Origin of the sequence: Actinomarinicola tropica (genome assembly GCF_009650215.1) — a bacterium.
Lineage (GTDB): Bacteria > Actinomycetota > Acidimicrobiia > Acidimicrobiales > SKKL01 > Actinomarinicola > Actinomarinicola tropica.
On record NZ_CP045851.1, the window covers coordinates 3,572,126 to 3,587,604 of the forward strand.

The following is a 15,479-nucleotide window of genomic DNA, read 5'->3' on the forward strand; positions in this document are numbered from 1 at the left end:
CCCGGAACGAGCCCCTACCGAGTGAAGGACGAGCACGATGGACGGGCGTTGCGACAAGCACCCATTCGAGCCCGCGGATCGCACCTGCCGCACCTGCGGCGGTGAGTTCTGCACCGACTGCCTGGTGTTCAGCCACGGGCCGCGGAAGCCGCCGTACTGCGTGAGCTGCGCGCTGGCGGCCGCCGGCGTGCGCTCGTCGGCCAGCCGGCCGACCGCGGTGTCGAAGCGCGACCTGCGCAAGAAGCTGCGGGCCGAGCGGAAGGCGGCCAAGGTGGCGTCGAAGAGCGGGCAGGCGGCGCCGGTCCGAGTGGTGGAGTACGAGTTCACGATCACCGACGACGGCCGGATCGAGCGTCCGGCCGAGCGAGCGAGCTGAGGGGTCAGCCGGCACCGGTGACCTCTGCCGGGTCGCCGGCAGCGGCGGCCGCCGCGATGTCGCCCCGGGAGAACCTCCCGGGCCAGGAGATGCGATCGATGGCGTCGTAGGCCCGGATCCGGGCCTCTGCCAGTCGAGGTGCCAGGGCCGTCACCGCCAGGACTCGTCCCCCGGCGGTGACGGTCCGGCCGCGCTCGTCGCGAGCGACGCCGGCTCCGAACACCACGACCCCCGGGACCGACGAGGCCTCGTCGAGGCCCGAGATGACGTCCCCCGTCCGGGGCGAGCGCGGGTAGCCTTCGGCGGCGGCCACGACGGTGACCGCGGCGTCGGCGGTGAACGAGGGCGACGACTCGATGCGGCCCGACGCCGCCTCGGCCAGGAGCTGGGCGAGGTCGCCGTCGTAGCGGGGCAGGACCACCTCGGCCTCGGGATCGCCGAAGCGGACGTTGTACTCGACGAGCTTCGGCCCCTCCGGTGTGAGCATCAGCCCGGCGTAGAGGACGCCGCGGTAGTCGATGTCGCGCGCGCGGAGCGTCGCGAGGGTGGGGAGGACGAAGCGATCCATGACCTGGTCGACGAGGGCGTCGTCGACGTCGGGCACCGGCGAGTAGGCCCCCATGCCGCCGGTGTTCGGACCGGTGTCGTCGTCGCCCACGCGCTTGAAGTCCTGCGCGGGGGCCAGCGCCACCGCGCCCTGGCCGTCGCAGACGGCGAGGAGCGACAGCTCCGGGCCGACCATGCCCTCCTCGATGACGACGGTGCGACCGGCGTCCCCGAACGCCGACCCCGACAGGTACTCGGCCACGGCGTCGGACGCCTCCTGGCGGGAGGTCGTGACGAGCACGCCCTTCCCCGCGGCCAGGCCGTCGGTCTTGATGACGAACAGGTCGCCCATGGTGTCGAGGTACGCCTCGGCGGCGGCGCGGTCGGTGAACGTGCCGTGGCGGGCCGTGGGCACGTCGGCCGCGGCGACGAGCTCCTTCATCCAGGCCTTGGAGCCCTCGAGCCGCGCGCCGTCGGCGCCGGGACCGAACACGAGCGCGCCCCGCGCCCGCAGGCGATCGGCCATGCCGTCGACCAGCGGCGCCTCGGGACCGACGACGAACAGGTCGGCCTCGATCTCCTCCGGCGGCTGGTCGGTCGAGGCCGGGATCAGCGGGTTGCCCGGGGTGACCACGACCTCGGCGGTGCGGGAGAGCGCGTGGGCCAGCGCGTGTTCGCGTGCCCCGCTCCCGACGACGCAGACCTTCACGTGCCCTCCCTCAGGCGGCGAAGTGGACGAACTGGTCGCGACCGGGCCCGACGCCGACGAGCGTGATCGGGATGCCCACCTGGGCCTCGAGGAACGCCAGGTAGTCCCGGGCGTTGGCGGGCAGGTCGCCCCGCTCGGTGATGCCGCTGATGTCCTCGTCCCAGCCCGGCAGCTCCTCGTAGACCGGCGTGACCTTGTGGAGCACCGACTGGTGGTACGGGAGGTGGGTGAGCCGCTCGCCCTCGTGCTCGTAGGCGACGCAGACCTTCAGGGGGCCGAGGCCGCCGAGGATGTCGAGCTTGGTGATCGCGAGCTCCGACAGCGAGTTGAGGCGCACGGCGTGGCGGAGCATCACGGCATCGAACCAGCCCGGGCGGCGGCGACGCTTGGTGTTGACGCCGTACTCGTGGCCCTTCTCGACGATCGTGTCGCCGAGCTCGTCGAGCAGCTCGGTGGGGAACGGGCCGGCCCCGACGCGCGTGACGTAGGACTTCGCGATGCCGACCACACGGGTGATGTGCATCGGCCCGATGCCGGCACCGGTGCACGCCCCGCCCGCGACGGGGTTGGAGGACGTCACGTAGGGATACGTGCCGTGGTCGAGGTCGAGGAAGGTGGCCTGCGCGCCCTCGAGCAGCACGTGCTGGCCGGCGTCGAGCGCGTCGTGCACCAGACCGACCGTGTCGGCGATGTGGGGCTCGAGCTGCGGCAGGTACTCCTCGAGGTACCGCTCCGCGATGTCGTCGGCGTCGGCGGGCAGGCGGTTGTAGATCTTGGCGAGGACGGCGTTCTTGTCCTTCAGGACCTGGTCGAGCTTCTCGCGGAAGATCTTCTTGTCGAGCAGGTCCTGCACCCGCAGGCCGACGCGGGTGGCCTTGTCGGCGTAGGCGGGGCCGATGCCCCGCTTGGTGGTGCCGAGCTTGTTCGCACCGAGCCGCCGCTCGGTGAGCATGTCGATCTCCTGGTGGTACGGCAGGATCAGGTGGGCGTTGCCGCTGACCTTCAGCCGTGACGTGTCGACGCCCTTGGCCTGGAGGGTGGACATCTCCTCGAGCAGCACCTTGGGGTCGACGACGACCCCGTTCCCGATGACCGGGGTGATGTGGTCGTAGAGGACACCGCTGGGCACCAGCTGGAGCGCGAAGGTCTCGCCGCCGACCACGAGGGTGTGGCCCGCGTTGTGGCCGCCCTGGTAGCGGACGACCATCGACATCTCCTTGGCGAGGAGGTCGGTGAACCTTCCCTTGCCCTCATCGCCCCACTGGGACCCGACGACGACGGTGGCGGGCACGCGCGTCTCACTTTCAACGGCCGGGTGTGACGTCGCATGTTACCCACGCGGGGCGGGGTGGCCGTCCAACCCATCAGCCACCCCACCCCGGGATCGTGGCGACCGCTCAGCGGCGGCGGCGGTCCTCGCTCTCGACGAGCGCCGCGCGCCGACCGGTGGTGAGGAACACCGCACCGAGGCCGGCGAGGGCGATGGCGACGACGGCGAGCATGCCCGAGCTCACGCCCGTGCGGGGCAGGACAGGGGCGGCCGCCGGGGCCGGCGGCGCGGTGGTGGGCGGCACCGGCTGGGTGACCACGCCCCCGACCTCGACGCACTCGGCGGGATCGACGGCCTGGACCGCGACCTCGGTGCCGTCGACGAGCACCGTCACCTGGGAGGCGACGTCGGTGGGCACGGCGACGCTGGCGCGGGCCGCTCCCTCGACGTCGGCGAGGGTCTCGACGACGGTGCCGTCGACGAGAACGACGAAGGTCGAGGCACCACCGGTGGAGGTGACGTCGACGGTGGCCTGCCGCGGGGCGTCACAGGCGTAGGTGATGGACGCCGCGACGTCGATCTCCATCGGGGGAGGCGGCGGCGGGGTGCACTCCGGATCGTCCGCGGGCAGCTGCGGGTCCCACTCGCACACCGGCGGAGGCGGCGGGACGTCGCCGCACTCGCCGGGCAGCGCCAGCCAGTCGGTGGTCTGCATGGGATCGGCGATGCTCGCCTGGCCGCTGCCCCACGTGGCGAGCGCCTCGGAGTGGACCCGGACCTGGGTGGCGCCCTCGGGCGGGGTGATCGTGGTCGTGCCGGAGAACGAGAGGCTCTCCGAGGTGAAGGCGCCCGACCCGATCTCGATGTCGGTCAGCCCACCGAGGGGTCCGTCGGCGTCGCCGTACTGGACGTAGACGCGGACGTCCTCGTTGTAGAAGTCCGGGCCCCACAGCTCGGGCCCGCCCCACGAGGTGGTGGTCCAGTCGAGGACGACGGCGTCCTCGACGCAGGCGACGCTGGCGGTCGGCTCCGGGTGGTAGGCGAGCGCGCTCGGCGCGACGGCCACCAGGCCCACCAGCAGCGCGGTCACCAACGCCGCGGCGGCGCCGAGTCGGCGGCGGAGGCGTGGCGGACTGTCGGTCGGGGCGTGCGGCATGGCCCATCTCCTCGTCGGTGGGCACGCAGGGGCGTGCGTCGGCGGGGACGGTTTCGCTGTAGCTCCTCACCGACCAAGCGACCAGTTGCGGACCGGTGGATCATCGCTTCCCCAGCTGGCGGTCTCGCCAACTGACAGCGATTCCACCACGCTCCGTGGCTGGCGTCGAGTCGATCGGAGCGAAATGAGCCGAACGGCCCATGCCCGACCGCCACTCAGCGTGCGGAACCGGCGACCGAGCGCTCGACCGGACCGTCCGACGACCACGGATGGGGCGAACGACCCATCAACAAACGACGATCCGCGCCGATGGGCGGGCGGGGGCGATCACGCACGGCGGGAGCCGGTCAGGCCGGCAGGACCGACACCACCACGCCGGTGGGGTCGAACACGACCTGGCCGGCCTCACCCGCCACGTGGACGACGTGCACGGCGACCACGGGCTGACCGCCGTCACCCGCCCGGATCTCGATGCGCGACACCTCGCCGCCACCCACGGCGAGCGTGGCCACGGCCTGCTCCCCCATCGCTCCCCACGGCGTGGCGGCCAGGGCGCTCAGCTCCACGACACCCCGGTCCTCGTCGAGCGGCGCCGCCGGCTCGGGCCCCGACGTGGACCCGTCGAGGTGGTCCAGGCGCCAGACCTCGACGGCCGGTGACTCGTCGGGCCAGACGACCTCGGCCACGACGCTGCGGTGGTCGACCACGAGCGACGCGACGTGGGTGACAGGTCGGCCGATCTCCGCCGAGAGGCGCTCGACGACCACGCCGGGCGGCGGCCAGGCCCCGACGCTCGCCGGCTGCTCCGTCGTCGCCACGGCGCCCGGCACGTCGGGATCCATGGCGGCGTCGAACAGACCGACGAGGGCCACCACCGAGAGGGCGAGGGGGAGCAGGACCACGGCGACGAGGGCGCCCATGGCCAGGCGGAGCACCCTGCGTGCGGCACCGGCGGTCTCCGCGCGCGACGGCGGGCGACGGGGCGGGCCCGTCGGGGGCTCCCACCGCGGCGACGGCGGCGGCGGAGGGGGAGGGGGTGGCGTGGCCGAGGAGGGGGGCGCGGGACGAGCGGACGCCCGGGCGGTGCCCGGCACCTCACCGGGGACGGGATCGCCCGGGACCCAGCCCTCCCATCGCTTCCACTCGTCCGCCTCGCTCACCGCCGGCAGTCTCCCACCTCGCGCTCATCGTGTCGTCGGCCACCGCCGAGTCCCGGCGATGAGGGCCACCCCGGCGAGCACCGCAGTCAGTCCGACCACCGCGAGGGGCGTCGTCGTGCCGGCGCCGGTGCGGGGCAGCTCGCCGCGGTCGACGGTGATGCCGAGCACCTCCGTGGGCACCGTCGTCGTGGTCGTCTCGGGCACCGTGGTCGTGGTCGTCGCCGGCACCGTGGTCGTGGTCGTCGCCGGCACCGTCGTCGTGGTGGTGGTCTCGGGCACCGTCGTCGTCGTGGTGCTCTCCGGCACCGTCGTGGTGGTCGTCTCGGGGACCGCGACGTCGACCCACGCCGTCGCCCGGGCCTCGGCGACCGACTCGGTCGCCAGGATCAGCCGCTGCACGACCGGACGTCCGGTCTCGTCGAGCTTGGCGAACGCCCGTCCGGCGTGCACGACGGCGCTCGCCGTGGCGGTCAGGGTCACGCGCCCCTCGACCTCGGAGCGGATGCCGAGGCGGGACCCGTCGACGACCGCCCCGAGAGGGGCGCCGGTGTCCCAGTCGAGGAGGTCGGCGCCGCCGGCGTCCACCGCGACGCCGCCGGCGGTCGTGGCCACCGTGAAGGGCCCGGCGACCTCACCCCGGAGGACGGTGGCCGACGACGGCGTGAGCGCGAGGCTCGGCGGCGGCTCCACGGGCAGACCCTCCAACGGGATCGACCCCAGCACCTGCTCGTAGACGGCGACCACCGCCGGGACGGACGAGGCGCTCGCCAGCTCGAAGCCATCGGTGAGGTGCCAGATCGCGGCCTGGATGCCCGCGGCCCGCTCGTCGGGCGAACCGGGCAGCGTGGCGTCGTCGGCGTCGTAGGTGTGGAGGACGAACGACACGCGGTCGAGGTCGCGGATGCCGGAGGTCACCCAGTCGACCTCCTCGAGGTCGCTCCCGGACACCACGTCGATCGAGGTGTGCAGGTCGATGCACCACGCCGTCACCTCGGTGCCGCCGTCGATGCGCAGCCGCATCTCGCCCGCCCAGTAGCCGAGGACGGGTCCGCCGTCGACCGTCCCCTCGATCTGAGCGCCCCGGCCCGTCCCGACCAGGTCGCCCGAGCTCGCCGCCTCCGCCGCCGGCGTCCCGATCGAGAGCACCGCGGCCGCCAGGGCGATCGCGGCGAGGACGACGTACGAACGCCGCGGCCCGGCCCCGGGCTCGCGGCGCGTCTGGCGTGTCATGGCACCCACCTCGCGGTCCGGCGGGCGCCGCTGCGCCCGCACTGATCAGCAGGGCCGGTTTCGCCACTGGCTCGACCCCGGATCCAGGCGACCAGGTCGTACCCGGGGCGTCGGTGCCTCCCTGGCCCCGGAGCCATCCCCCGGAGCCATCCACATCGTCCCGCCGACCGGGCCACAGGGGCAGGGTCCGAGGACCTTCGGCGCCTGGTCCGGACGGATCATCCGCGACCGGGCGGCCGGTCAGACGATGGCGATCTCGCCGTCGACCGCGTCGACCCGCACGGTGTCGCCGTCGCTCACCTTGCCGTCGAGGAGGGCGAGCGCGAGCCGGTCGCCGAGCTCCCGCTGGATCACCCGCTTGAGGGGCCGGGCGCCGAAGGCGGGGTCGAACCCCTCGTGGGAGAGGAGCGCGGCGGCCGCGGGCGTCACGTCGAGGGTGATGCGACGCTCGGCGAGGCGGCGGCGGAGCCGCTCGAGCTGGATCTCGACGATCTGGGTGAGGTCGTCCTCGGTGAGGGCACGGAACCGCACGATGTCGTCCACCCGGTTGATGAACTCCGGCTTGAAGAACTCGCGCGGGTCGCCGGGGAGGTTCGACGTCATGATGAGCACGGTGTTCGTGAAGTCGACGGTGCGGCCCTGTCCGTCGGTGAGCCGGCCGTCGTCGAGGAGCTGGAGCAGCACGTTGAACACGTCGGGGTGCGCCTTCTCGATCTCGTCGAGGAGCACGACCGCGTAGGGGCGCCGCCGCACGATCTCGGTGAGCTGGCCGCCCTCGTCGTAGCCGACGTAGCCGGGAGGGGCTCCGATCAGGCGGCTGACCGAGTGCTTCTCCATGTACTCGGACATGTCGATGCGGACCATCGCCCGCTCGTCGTCGAAGAGGAAGTCGGCGAGGCTGCGGGCGAGCTCGGTCTTGCCGACGCCGGTGGGCCCGAGGAAGAGGAACGAGCCGATCGGGCGATCCGGATCCGAGAGGCCGGCACGGCTGCGCCGGATGGCGTTGGCGACGACGGTGACGGCGTCGTCCTGGCCGACGACGCGTTGGTGGAGGACGTCCTCGAGCCGGACGAGCTTGGCCATCTCGCCTTCCATCAGGCGCGAGACGGGGACGCCGGTCCACTTCGACACGACCTCGGCGATGTCCTCCTCGTCGACCTCCTCCTTCAGCATCTTCTGCTCGGCCTGGAGGTCGGCGAGGGCCTGGGTGGCCTCCTCGACCGACTTCTCCAGCGCGGGCAGCTGGCCGTAGCGGATCTCGGCCGCCTTTTCGAGGTCGGTCTCGCGCTCCACCTCGGTGCGCTTCTGCTCCAGCTGCTCCTTGAGGTCGCGGATGCGAGCGATGGCGTCCTTCTCGGCCTGCCAGTGGGCGGCCATGCCGGTGCGCTGCTCGCGCAGGTCGGCGAGCTCGGCGTCGAGCGACGCGAGCCGCTCGGCCGAGGCGTCGTCGGTCTCCTTGGCCAGCGCGACGCGCTCGATCTCGAGCTGGCGGATGCGCCGCTCGACGACGTCGATCTCCGTCGGCATCGAGTCGATCTCGATGCGGAGCTTCGACGCGGCCTCGTCGACGAGGTCGATGGCCTTGTCGGGGAGGAACCGCCCGGTGAGGTAGCGGTCGGAGAGGACGCCGGCGGCGACGAGCGCGGCGTCCTGGATGCGCACGCCGTGGTGGACCTCGTAGCGCTCCTTCAGCCCCCGCAGGATGGCGATGGTGTCCTCGACCGAGGGCTCGCCGACGAACACCTGCTGGAAGCGGCGCTCGAGCGCCGGGTCCTTCTCGATGTGCTTGCGGAACTCGTCGAGGGTGGTGGCGCCGATCATGCGCAGCTCGCCGCGGGCGAGCATCGGCTTGATCATGTTGCCGGCGTCCATGGCGCCCTCGGCCGCGCCGGCGCCGACGATGGTGTGGAGCTCGTCGATGAAGGTGACGACCTCGCCCTCGGCATCGGTGATCTCCTTCAGGACCGCCTTCAGGCGCTCCTCGAACTCGCCGCGGTACTTGGCGCCGGCGACCATGCTCGACAGGTCGAGGGAGACCAGGCGCTTGTTCTTCAGGCTCTCGGGGACGTCGCCCTCGACGATGCGCCCGGCGAGGCCCTCGACGATGGCGGTCTTGCCGACGCCCGGCTCGCCGATGAGCACGGGGTTGTTCTTCGTGCGGCGCGACAGCACCTGGATGGTGCGGCGGATCTCCTCGTCGCGGCCGATGACCGGGTCGAGCTTGCCCTGGCGCGCCAGCTCGGTGAGGTCCCGCCCGTACTTCTCGAGCGCCTGGAACTGGTCCTCGGGCGTCTGGCTCGTGACCCGGTGGCTGCCCCGCACGTCGCGCAGGGCGCCGAGGAGCTGCTCGCGGTCGAGCTCGAGGTGGTCGGCGAGGGCGAGCAGGAGGTGCTCGGTGGAGATGTACTCGTCACCGAGCTCGACGCGCGCGGCGTCGGCCCGCTCCAGCACGTCGTTGAGGTCGCGGGAGATGCGGGCGTCGCCGCCGTAGGCCTTGGGCAGCTTGGCCAGGCGGTCGGTGGCTGCGTTGCGGAGCGACAGCGGCGTGGCACCGACCTTCTGGAGGATCGGCAGGACGACGCCCTCCTCCTGGCCGAGCAGCGCCACCAGGAGGTGGTCGGCGGTGACCTCGGGGTTGGAGGCGGACCTGGCCGCGGCGATGGCGGCGTTCACGGCCTCCTGGGTCTTCAGCGTCCAGCGGTTCGGATCGAGCGGCATGCGACCACCTTATCCACAGGTTGTGAGAAAACCTCACAACGCCCATATCAACTTTCGGACATCGTCCCAGGTCAGCGGCCCGGGCGTCGACCCCGCAGCGACCCCTCGTAGAGCACGACCGACTGCTGCACCGGCACGAGCTCCCGCCGGTGGTGGCGGTGGGCCTCGGCCACCGCGTCCTCGGCTCGGCGGCGCACCTCGACGAGCTCGCGGCGCAGGCGGTCGAGCTCGTCCTCCATCTCGAGGACCCGCTTCACCCCTGCGAGGTTGAGGCCCTCGTTCGTGAGCTCCTGGATGCGGCGGAGCTGCTCGACGTCGTCCTCGCTGTAGCGGCGGCTGCCGCCACCCGTGCGGGCCGGCTCGACGAGGCCCTTGCGCTCGTAGATGCGCAGGGTCTGCGGGTGCACGCCGGCCAGCTCGGCGGCGACGGAGATCACGTAGACGGCGCGCGAGCGGGTCGGGGCGCCGTCAGGTCGTCGGTCGGTGGCCATGGATCACACCCCCAGGTGGGCTCGCGGCGAGGTGCTCGACTCGGCGGCGGCGAGCGCCTCGACCGCGGCACGCTCGGCATCGGACAGCTGCGACGGGACCGCGACCTCGACGGTGACGAGCAGGTCGCCCGACGGACCCTTCGCCGGCTGGACGCCCCGCCCCTTCACGCGGAAGGTGCGGCCCGACCGGGTGCCGGCCGGGACACGCAGGGTCACGGGCTCGCCGTCGAGGGTGGGGACGCGGATGTCGGCCCCCAGCACCGCCTCCGGGTAGGTGACGGGCACGGTGAGGGTGAGGTGGCGGCCGCTGCGGCCGAAGACGTCGTGCGCCGCCACCGAGACGACGACGAAGAGGTCGCCGGCCGGACCGCCGTTGCGACCGGCGTCGCCCCGTCCCTTCAGGCGGATGCGCTGGCCGTCGTCGACGCCCGCGGGGATCCGGACCTTCACGGTGCGCGGACGGCGCTCGACGCCGGTGCCGGCGCAGGTCGGGCACGGGTCCTCGACGACCTGGCCCCGCCCCCCGCACGCCGGGCACGGCTGGCTGAAGGAGAAGAATCCCTGGTTGTCCTCGAGGGCGCCCCGCCCGCCGCAGCGCGAGCAGACGGTGGGCGACGTGCCGGGCCGGGCACCCGACCCGTGGCAGGTGGAGCAGGTGGCGTCGGACGTGAGGTTGACCGACGTGGTGACGCCCCGGACGGCGTCCTCGAACCGGAGGTGCAGCTCGGCCTCGAGGTCGCGCCCGCGCTGGGGACCGGCCCCGCGCGTGCGGGTGGCACCGCCCCCACCGCCGCGCCCGCGGTTGAACAGCCCGCCGAGCAGGTCGCCGAGGTCCTCGGTGGAGAAGTTGAAGCCGCCGGTCGGACCGCCGAACCCGCCGGCGCCGCCGGGCGCGCCGAACCCACCGGCCATCGGGCCGAGGCGGCGGACCTCGTCGTACTCCTTGCGCTTCTCGGGGTCACCGACGACGTCGTAGGCCGCCGAGACCTCCTTGAAGCGCTCCTCGGCCGCAGCGTCGCCGGGGTTGGCGTCGGGGTGGAGCTCCCGGGCCAGCTTCCGGTACGCCGAGGTGATCTCCTTGGCCGACGCCGACTCGGTGACGCCGAGGGTCGCGTAGTAGTCCTTCTCGAACCACTCCCGCTGGGGCGCCATCGCGGATCAGCCTCGCACCTTCACCATGGCGGCGCGGATGACCTTGCCCTTCCAGGCGTAGCCGGGGCGGAGGACGTCGACGACGACCGGCCCCTCCGCATCGCCCTCGCCGTGCTCGTGCATCACGGCCTCGTGGTACTCGGGGTCGAAGGCGCGGTCGAGGGGGTCGATGCGCTCCAGCCCCTCCTTCTCGAGCACGCCGAGCAGGGCGGCGAAGACGGGCTCGACCCCGTCGGCGCCGTGCAGCAGCGCGGCGTCGCAGGCGTCGAGCACCGGCAGGAGCGACTCGGCGAGGCGCCCGGTGGCGCGCTCCGCCGCGGCATGGTGGTCGCGCGTCGAGCGCTTCTTGAAGTTCTCGAAGTCGGCCTGGAGGTGGCGCAACCGGTCGAGGTAGTCGTCGCGCTCGGCGGTGACCGCGTCGAGGCGGTCGAGGGTGTCGGTGGCGAGCGACTCGAGGTCGTCGGGGGCCATGGCGTCCACGTCGGGGCGGTCGGCCGCCGGCGTGGGCGCGCCGCCGGGTGCCGGCGCCGGCGCGCCGTCGGCACCCTCGGCGGGCGGGACCGTGGGCTCCTGGTCGGGGCCGGGGAGGGGCTCGGTCACGACTTGTCCTCGTCGTCGACGATCTCGGCGTCGACGATCTCGGCGTCGACCACCTCGTCGTCGTCGGGGGCGCCGGCCCCACCGCCGGCCTCGCCGCCCGCGGCCTGGGACTGCTCGGCCGCGGCCTGCTCGTACAGGCGCTGGGTGAAGCTCTGGCTCGCGGTCATGAGCGCCTCGGTGGCGGACTTGATCGCCTCGAGGTCGGAGCCGGCGAGGGCCTCCTTCAGCTCGCTCAGGCGGGACTCGACGGTGGCCTTCTCGTCACCCTCGAACTTCTCGCCCTGCTCGCGGAGCACCTTCTCGGTCTGGTACACGAGCGAGTCGGCGTTGTTGCGGACCTCGGCCTCCTCGCGACGGCGGCGGTCCTCCTCGGCGTGGGCCTCGGCGTCCTTCACCATCTGGTCGATGGAGTCCTTGTCGAGCGACGACTGACCCGTGATGGTCATCGACTGCTCCTTGTTGGTCGCCCGATCCTTGGCCGACACGTGGACGATGCCGTTGGCGTCGATGTCGAACGTGACCTCGATCTGGGGCACGCCACGGGGCGCCGGCGGCAGGTCGACCAGCTGGAACTTGCCGAGCGTCTTGTTGAACTGCGCCATCTCGCGCTCACCCTGCAGCACGTGGATCTCGACCGACGGCTGCATGTCCTCGGCGGTGGTGAAGACCTCGGTGCGGCGGGTGGGGATCGTGGTGTTGCGCTCGATGAGCTTGGTCATCACGCCGCCCTTGGTCTCGATGCCGAGCGACAGCGGGGTGACGTCGAGGAGGAGGACGTCCTTGACGTCGCCCTTCAGCACGCCGGCCTGGACGGCGGCGCCGATGGCGACCACCTCGTCGGGGTTGACCGACTTGTTGGCCTCCTTGCCGGTGAGCTCGCGCACGAGGTCGGCGACGGCGGGCATGCGGGTGGAGCCGCCGACGAGGATCACGTGGTCGAGCTGGCCCTTCTCCAGGCCTGCGTCCTTCAGGGCCTGCTCGAACGGGCTCTTGCAGCGCTCGAGGAGGTCGGCGGTGAGCTCCTGGAACTTGGCCCGGGTCAACTGGTAGTCGAGGTGCAGCGGGCCGGCGTCGGTGGCGGTGATGAACGGCAGGTTGATCTGGGTCTGCTGGACCTGCGACAGCTCGATCTTGGCCTTCTCCGCGGCCTCCTTCAGGCGCTGGAGGGCCATGGCGTCGTTGGAGAGGTCGACCCCGTGGTCGTTCTTGAACGAGGTCGTCAGCCAGTCGATGACGCGCTCGTCCCAGTCGTCGCCGCCGAGCTTGGTGTCGCCGTGGGTCGACTTCACCTCGAACACGCCGTCGCCGATCTCGAGGACCGACACGTCGAAGGTGCCGCCGCCGAGGTCGAACACGAGGATCGTCTGGTCCGACCCCTCCTTGTCGAGGCCGTAGGCGAGCGCGGCCGCGGTGGGCTCGTTGATGATGCGCAGCACCTCGAGGCCGGCGATCTGTCCCGCCTCCTTGGTGGCGGTGCGCTGGGCGTCGTCGAAGTACGCGGGGACGGTGATGACCGCCTGGGTGACGGTGTCCCCCAGGTACGCCTCGGCGTCGCGCTTGAGCTTCTGCAGCGTGCGGGCCGAGATCTCCTGCGCCGTGTAGCCCTTGCCGTCGATGTCGATCGTCCAGCCGGTGCCCATGTGGCGCTTCACGGACCGGATCGTGCGGTCGGGGTTGGTGATCGCCTGGCGCTTGGCGACCTCGCCGACCATGACCTCGCCGCCCTTCGAGAAGGCGACGACCGAGGGCGTCGTGCGGCTGCCCTCGGAGTTGGGGATGACGACGGGGTCGCCGGCCTCGAGGACGCTGACGACCGAGTTGGTGGTGCCGAGGTCGATGCCGACGGCCTTGGGCATGGGGACGCTCCCTTGGGGGACGTGGGCTCCGCGGGAGCCCGGTGTGGATGAGGGGGACTGGGGCTCGGACGAGCCGACCCGGTGGAGGCTACGGGCCTCGGGACCAGGCCGCACCGTCCTTGCGACACCGACCACGATAAAAGTTGAGCATGGTGTTGACAACCTCTCGCGAGACCCCGGTCCGCGCCCGATCGAGCCCGCTCACTAGGCTCGGCACATGACCTCCGCCGCGCCCGGGACCCTCGTCCTCCTCCGCCACGGCCAGAGCCAGTGGAACGCCCTCAACCTCTTCACCGGCTGGCACGACGTCGACCTCACCGAGCTCGGCGAGCAGGAGGCCCGCGCCGGGGGCGAGGCCCTCCTCGAGGCCGACCTCCTGCCCGACGTGGTCCACACCTCGCTCCAGAAGCGGGCGATCCGCACCGCCAACATCACCCTCGAGGTGATGGACCGGATCTGGATCCCGGTGCGCCGCAGCTGGCGGCTCAACGAGCGGCACTACGGCGCGCTCACCGGCCTCGACAAGAAGGAGACCGTCGAGAAGTACGGGCCCGAGCAGGTCCACATCTGGCGCCGCAGCTACGACACCCCGCCACCGGCCCTGGAGCTCGACGACGAGCGCCACCCCCGGCACGACCCGCGCTACGCCCACCTCCCGCCGGACCTCCTCCCCGCCTCGGAGTGCCTGAAGGACGTCGTCGTCCGGATGCTGCCGTGGTGGTACGACGCCATCGTCCCCGACCTCCAGGCCGGCGAGACGGTGCTCGTCGCCGCCCACGGCAACTCGCTGCGGGCGCTCGTCAAGCACCTCGACGGCATCTCCGACGAGGACATCGCCGAGCTGAACATCCCCACCGGCATCCCCGTGCGCTACGACCTCGACGAGCACATGCGGGCCGTGCCGGTCGACGACTTCCCGCAGCGCTACGTCGGCGACGTGGAGGCGGCCATGGCCGCGGCCGCGGCGGTCGCCGCCCAGACCCAGACCGGCTGACCCCGGCCCCTCCACCTCCGCCTCTTCCGGCAATCGCGCGGATCCGTGTCACAGTGCGCCACGAACCCGCGCGATCTGGTCAGGCGGCGGACCGCCAGTTCCATCCCGACGCGTCGAGCAGCGCCTCCACCGTCCGCACCACCCACGCGGGGCGGGTCGTGACCTGGCGCCACGTGTAGGTCGGGACCTTCCAGCCGATCGCCTCGGCCCGGGTGCGCCGCTCCCGGTCCCGCTCGAACTGCGCTCGGGACATGTGGTGGCGCACGCTGTCCGCCTCCACCACCACCCGGGCCTCCGGGTAGCCCAAGTCGAACGCGCCGATCCGCCCCCAGCGGTCGTGGAGGACGATCTGACGCGAGGGCTCGGGCAGCCCGCCCCGGCGCAGGACCCGAACCAGTCGGACCTCGAACCGACTGTCGGTCACGCCGTCGACCGCGTCGCGTTGGTCGAGGAGCTGGCGGAACGGGCCGACGCCGTTGCGCCCGGGTCGGGCGAGCCGGTCCAACATCCTCTCGGACCGGGGGACCGTGGTCAGGCCCTGTCGCAAGCCGGAGTCGAACGCCTCCTCGAGGACGGATGCCGGCACCGAGCCGGCCAGATCGATCAGCGTACGGGTGGGCTCGGTGACCGCGATCCCGTCGACGGACGTGATCATCGCCGGCGACAGGTCGGTGCTGTGGTGGAGGAGGACGCCCCGGGGCCGCCGCCCGCCCGACCGCGGGACGCTGACCTCGACCACCGGCCTCGTGATCCCGTCCAACGACCACAGCCACGCCGCACCACGATGCGACGCAACCGCACCCGGACCCGCTGCCCACACGCCGGCGAGCAGCCGCTGGTGCGGCGTCGGCACTCCGCCCGCGAGCCGGCGGATCCCCGGTCCGCCGATCGGTTCGAGGACGCCGGCCCGGGTCAGCCGCGACAGCACCTGTCGATCGATCCCGTGCGGGGCGAGGAGGTCGGCCCGCACGAGCCCGTGGTGCTCCGCTGCCAGCTGCACCACCATGGCCACCCGATCGAACATGCATGAAAAGTACCGATATGGGCCACGAGCGAGAAGGCCCTGGCCGGACTGCGCGGATCGGTGTCACCAGACGACACAGATCCGCGCGATTCCGACCGGACTCACAAGGCCCTCAATAATTGCGGACGGGATCTGTCACCGTCGGGCGCGACGCTCTCCGAGCGATGAGTTCGCGACCAGCGGCTCGTCCACCGGTG

The 15,479-nt window shown here is 72.5% G+C and carries 13 protein-coding genes; 2 read left to right on the forward strand and 11 right to left on the reverse strand.

The window, feature by feature from the left end; all coding sequences use genetic code 11:
* The first annotated feature begins 37 nt into the window (after positions 1-37).
* Positions 38-376, forward strand: a complete 339-nt coding sequence (locus GH723_RS17610; protein ID WP_153760868.1) for a B-box zinc finger protein — start codon at positions 38-40, stop codon at positions 374-376.
* 4 nt (positions 377-380) lie between these two features.
* Here GH723_RS17610 and purD read toward each other — a convergent pair whose 3' ends face one another.
* From purD to dnaK, 10 genes are all read right to left on the reverse strand, one after another.
* Positions 381-1,631 carry a phosphoribosylamine--glycine ligase gene (gene purD, locus GH723_RS17615; protein WP_153760869.1) on the reverse strand — a complete coding sequence of 417 codons (1,251 nt, stop codon included), beginning with the start codon at positions 1,629-1,631 and terminating at the stop codon, positions 381-383.
* Between the two features lie 10 nt (positions 1,632-1,641).
* Positions 1,642-2,922, reverse strand: a complete 1,281-nt coding sequence (locus tag GH723_RS17620) for an adenylosuccinate synthase (RefSeq protein WP_153760870.1) — start codon at positions 2,920-2,922, stop codon at positions 1,642-1,644.
* 106 nt (positions 2,923-3,028) lie between these two features.
* Positions 3,029-4,057, reverse strand: a complete 1,029-nt coding sequence (locus GH723_RS17625) for a hypothetical protein (protein WP_153760871.1) — start codon at positions 4,055-4,057, stop codon at positions 3,029-3,031.
* A gap of 347 nt (positions 4,058-4,404) precedes the next feature.
* Positions 4,405-5,217 carry a hypothetical protein gene (locus tag GH723_RS17630; RefSeq protein ID WP_195210405.1) on the reverse strand — a complete coding sequence of 271 codons (813 nt, stop codon included), beginning with the start codon at positions 5,215-5,217 and terminating at the stop codon, positions 4,405-4,407.
* A gap of 24 nt (positions 5,218-5,241) precedes the next feature.
* A complete protein-coding gene (locus GH723_RS18585; protein ID WP_195210406.1) occupies positions 5,242-6,447 on the reverse strand; it encodes a thioester domain-containing protein in 1,206 nt (401 codons plus the stop codon).
* Positions 6,448-6,687: 240 nt separating this feature from the next.
* Entirely contained in the window at positions 6,688-9,165 is a 2,478-nt protein-coding gene (locus GH723_RS17640; protein WP_153760873.1) for an ATP-dependent Clp protease ATP-binding subunit, read from the reverse strand.
* Positions 9,166-9,236: 71 nt separating this feature from the next.
* On the reverse strand, positions 9,237-9,656 hold the full coding sequence (locus GH723_RS17645; RefSeq protein WP_153760874.1) for a heat shock protein transcriptional repressor HspR: 420 nt from the start codon (positions 9,654-9,656) through the stop codon (positions 9,237-9,239).
* Between the two features lie 3 nt (positions 9,657-9,659).
* Complete coding sequence (gene dnaJ / locus GH723_RS17650; protein ID WP_153760875.1) at positions 9,660-10,808, reverse strand: molecular chaperone DnaJ; 1,149 nt, start codon at positions 10,806-10,808, stop codon at positions 9,660-9,662.
* Between the two features lie 6 nt (positions 10,809-10,814).
* Positions 10,815-11,408: a nucleotide exchange factor GrpE gene (locus GH723_RS17655; protein WP_153760876.1), complete on the reverse strand. Its 594-nt coding sequence runs from the start codon at positions 11,406-11,408 to the stop codon at positions 10,815-10,817.
* Positions 11,405-13,264, reverse strand: a complete 1,860-nt coding sequence (gene dnaK / locus GH723_RS17660) for a molecular chaperone DnaK (protein WP_153760877.1) — start codon at positions 13,262-13,264, stop codon at positions 11,405-11,407. The genes GH723_RS17655 and dnaK overlap by 4 nt, the downstream gene beginning before the upstream one ends.
* A gap of 217 nt (positions 13,265-13,481) precedes the next feature.
* Between dnaK and GH723_RS17665 the strand changes: the two genes are divergently transcribed.
* A complete protein-coding gene (locus GH723_RS17665) occupies positions 13,482-14,258 on the forward strand; it encodes a phosphoglyceromutase (protein ID WP_153760878.1) in 777 nt (258 codons plus the stop codon).
* Positions 14,259-14,337: 79 nt separating this feature from the next.
* On the opposite strand, the gene GH723_RS17670 is transcribed toward GH723_RS17665, so the two are convergent.
* Positions 14,338-15,282, reverse strand: a complete 945-nt coding sequence (locus GH723_RS17670) for a type IV toxin-antitoxin system AbiEi family antitoxin domain-containing protein (protein WP_153760879.1) — start codon at positions 15,280-15,282, stop codon at positions 14,338-14,340.
* Positions 15,283-15,479: the final 197 nt, after the last annotated feature.

Bases quoted from the DNA above. Each gene is read 5' to 3' on its own strand.
- GH723_RS17610 (WP_153760868.1), top strand. From the start codon at position 38: ATGGACGGGCGTTGCGACAAGCACCCATTCGAGCCCGCGGATCGCACC.
- GH723_RS17625 (WP_153760871.1), bottom strand. From the start codon at position 4,057: ATGCCGCACGCCCCGACCGACAGTCCGCCACGCCTCCGCCGCCGACTC.
- GH723_RS18585 (WP_195210406.1), bottom strand. From the start codon at position 6,447: ATGACACGCCAGACGCGCCGCGAGCCCGGGGCCGGGCCGCGGCGTTCG.
- GH723_RS17640 (WP_153760873.1), bottom strand. From the start codon at position 9,165: ATGCCGCTCGATCCGAACCGCTGGACGCTGAAGACCCAGGAGGCCGTG.
- GH723_RS17645 (WP_153760874.1), bottom strand. From the start codon at position 9,656: ATGGCCACCGACCGACGACCTGACGGCGCCCCGACCCGCTCGCGCGCC.
- dnaJ (WP_153760875.1), bottom strand. From the start codon at position 10,808: ATGGCGCCCCAGCGGGAGTGGTTCGAGAAGGACTACTACGCGACCCTC.
- dnaK (WP_153760877.1), bottom strand. From the start codon at position 13,264: ATGCCCAAGGCCGTCGGCATCGACCTCGGCACCACCAACTCGGTCGTC.
- GH723_RS17665 (WP_153760878.1), top strand. From the start codon at position 13,482: ATGACCTCCGCCGCGCCCGGGACCCTCGTCCTCCTCCGCCACGGCCAG.
- GH723_RS17670 (WP_153760879.1), bottom strand. From the start codon at position 15,282: ATGTTCGATCGGGTGGCCATGGTGGTGCAGCTGGCAGCGGAGCACCAC.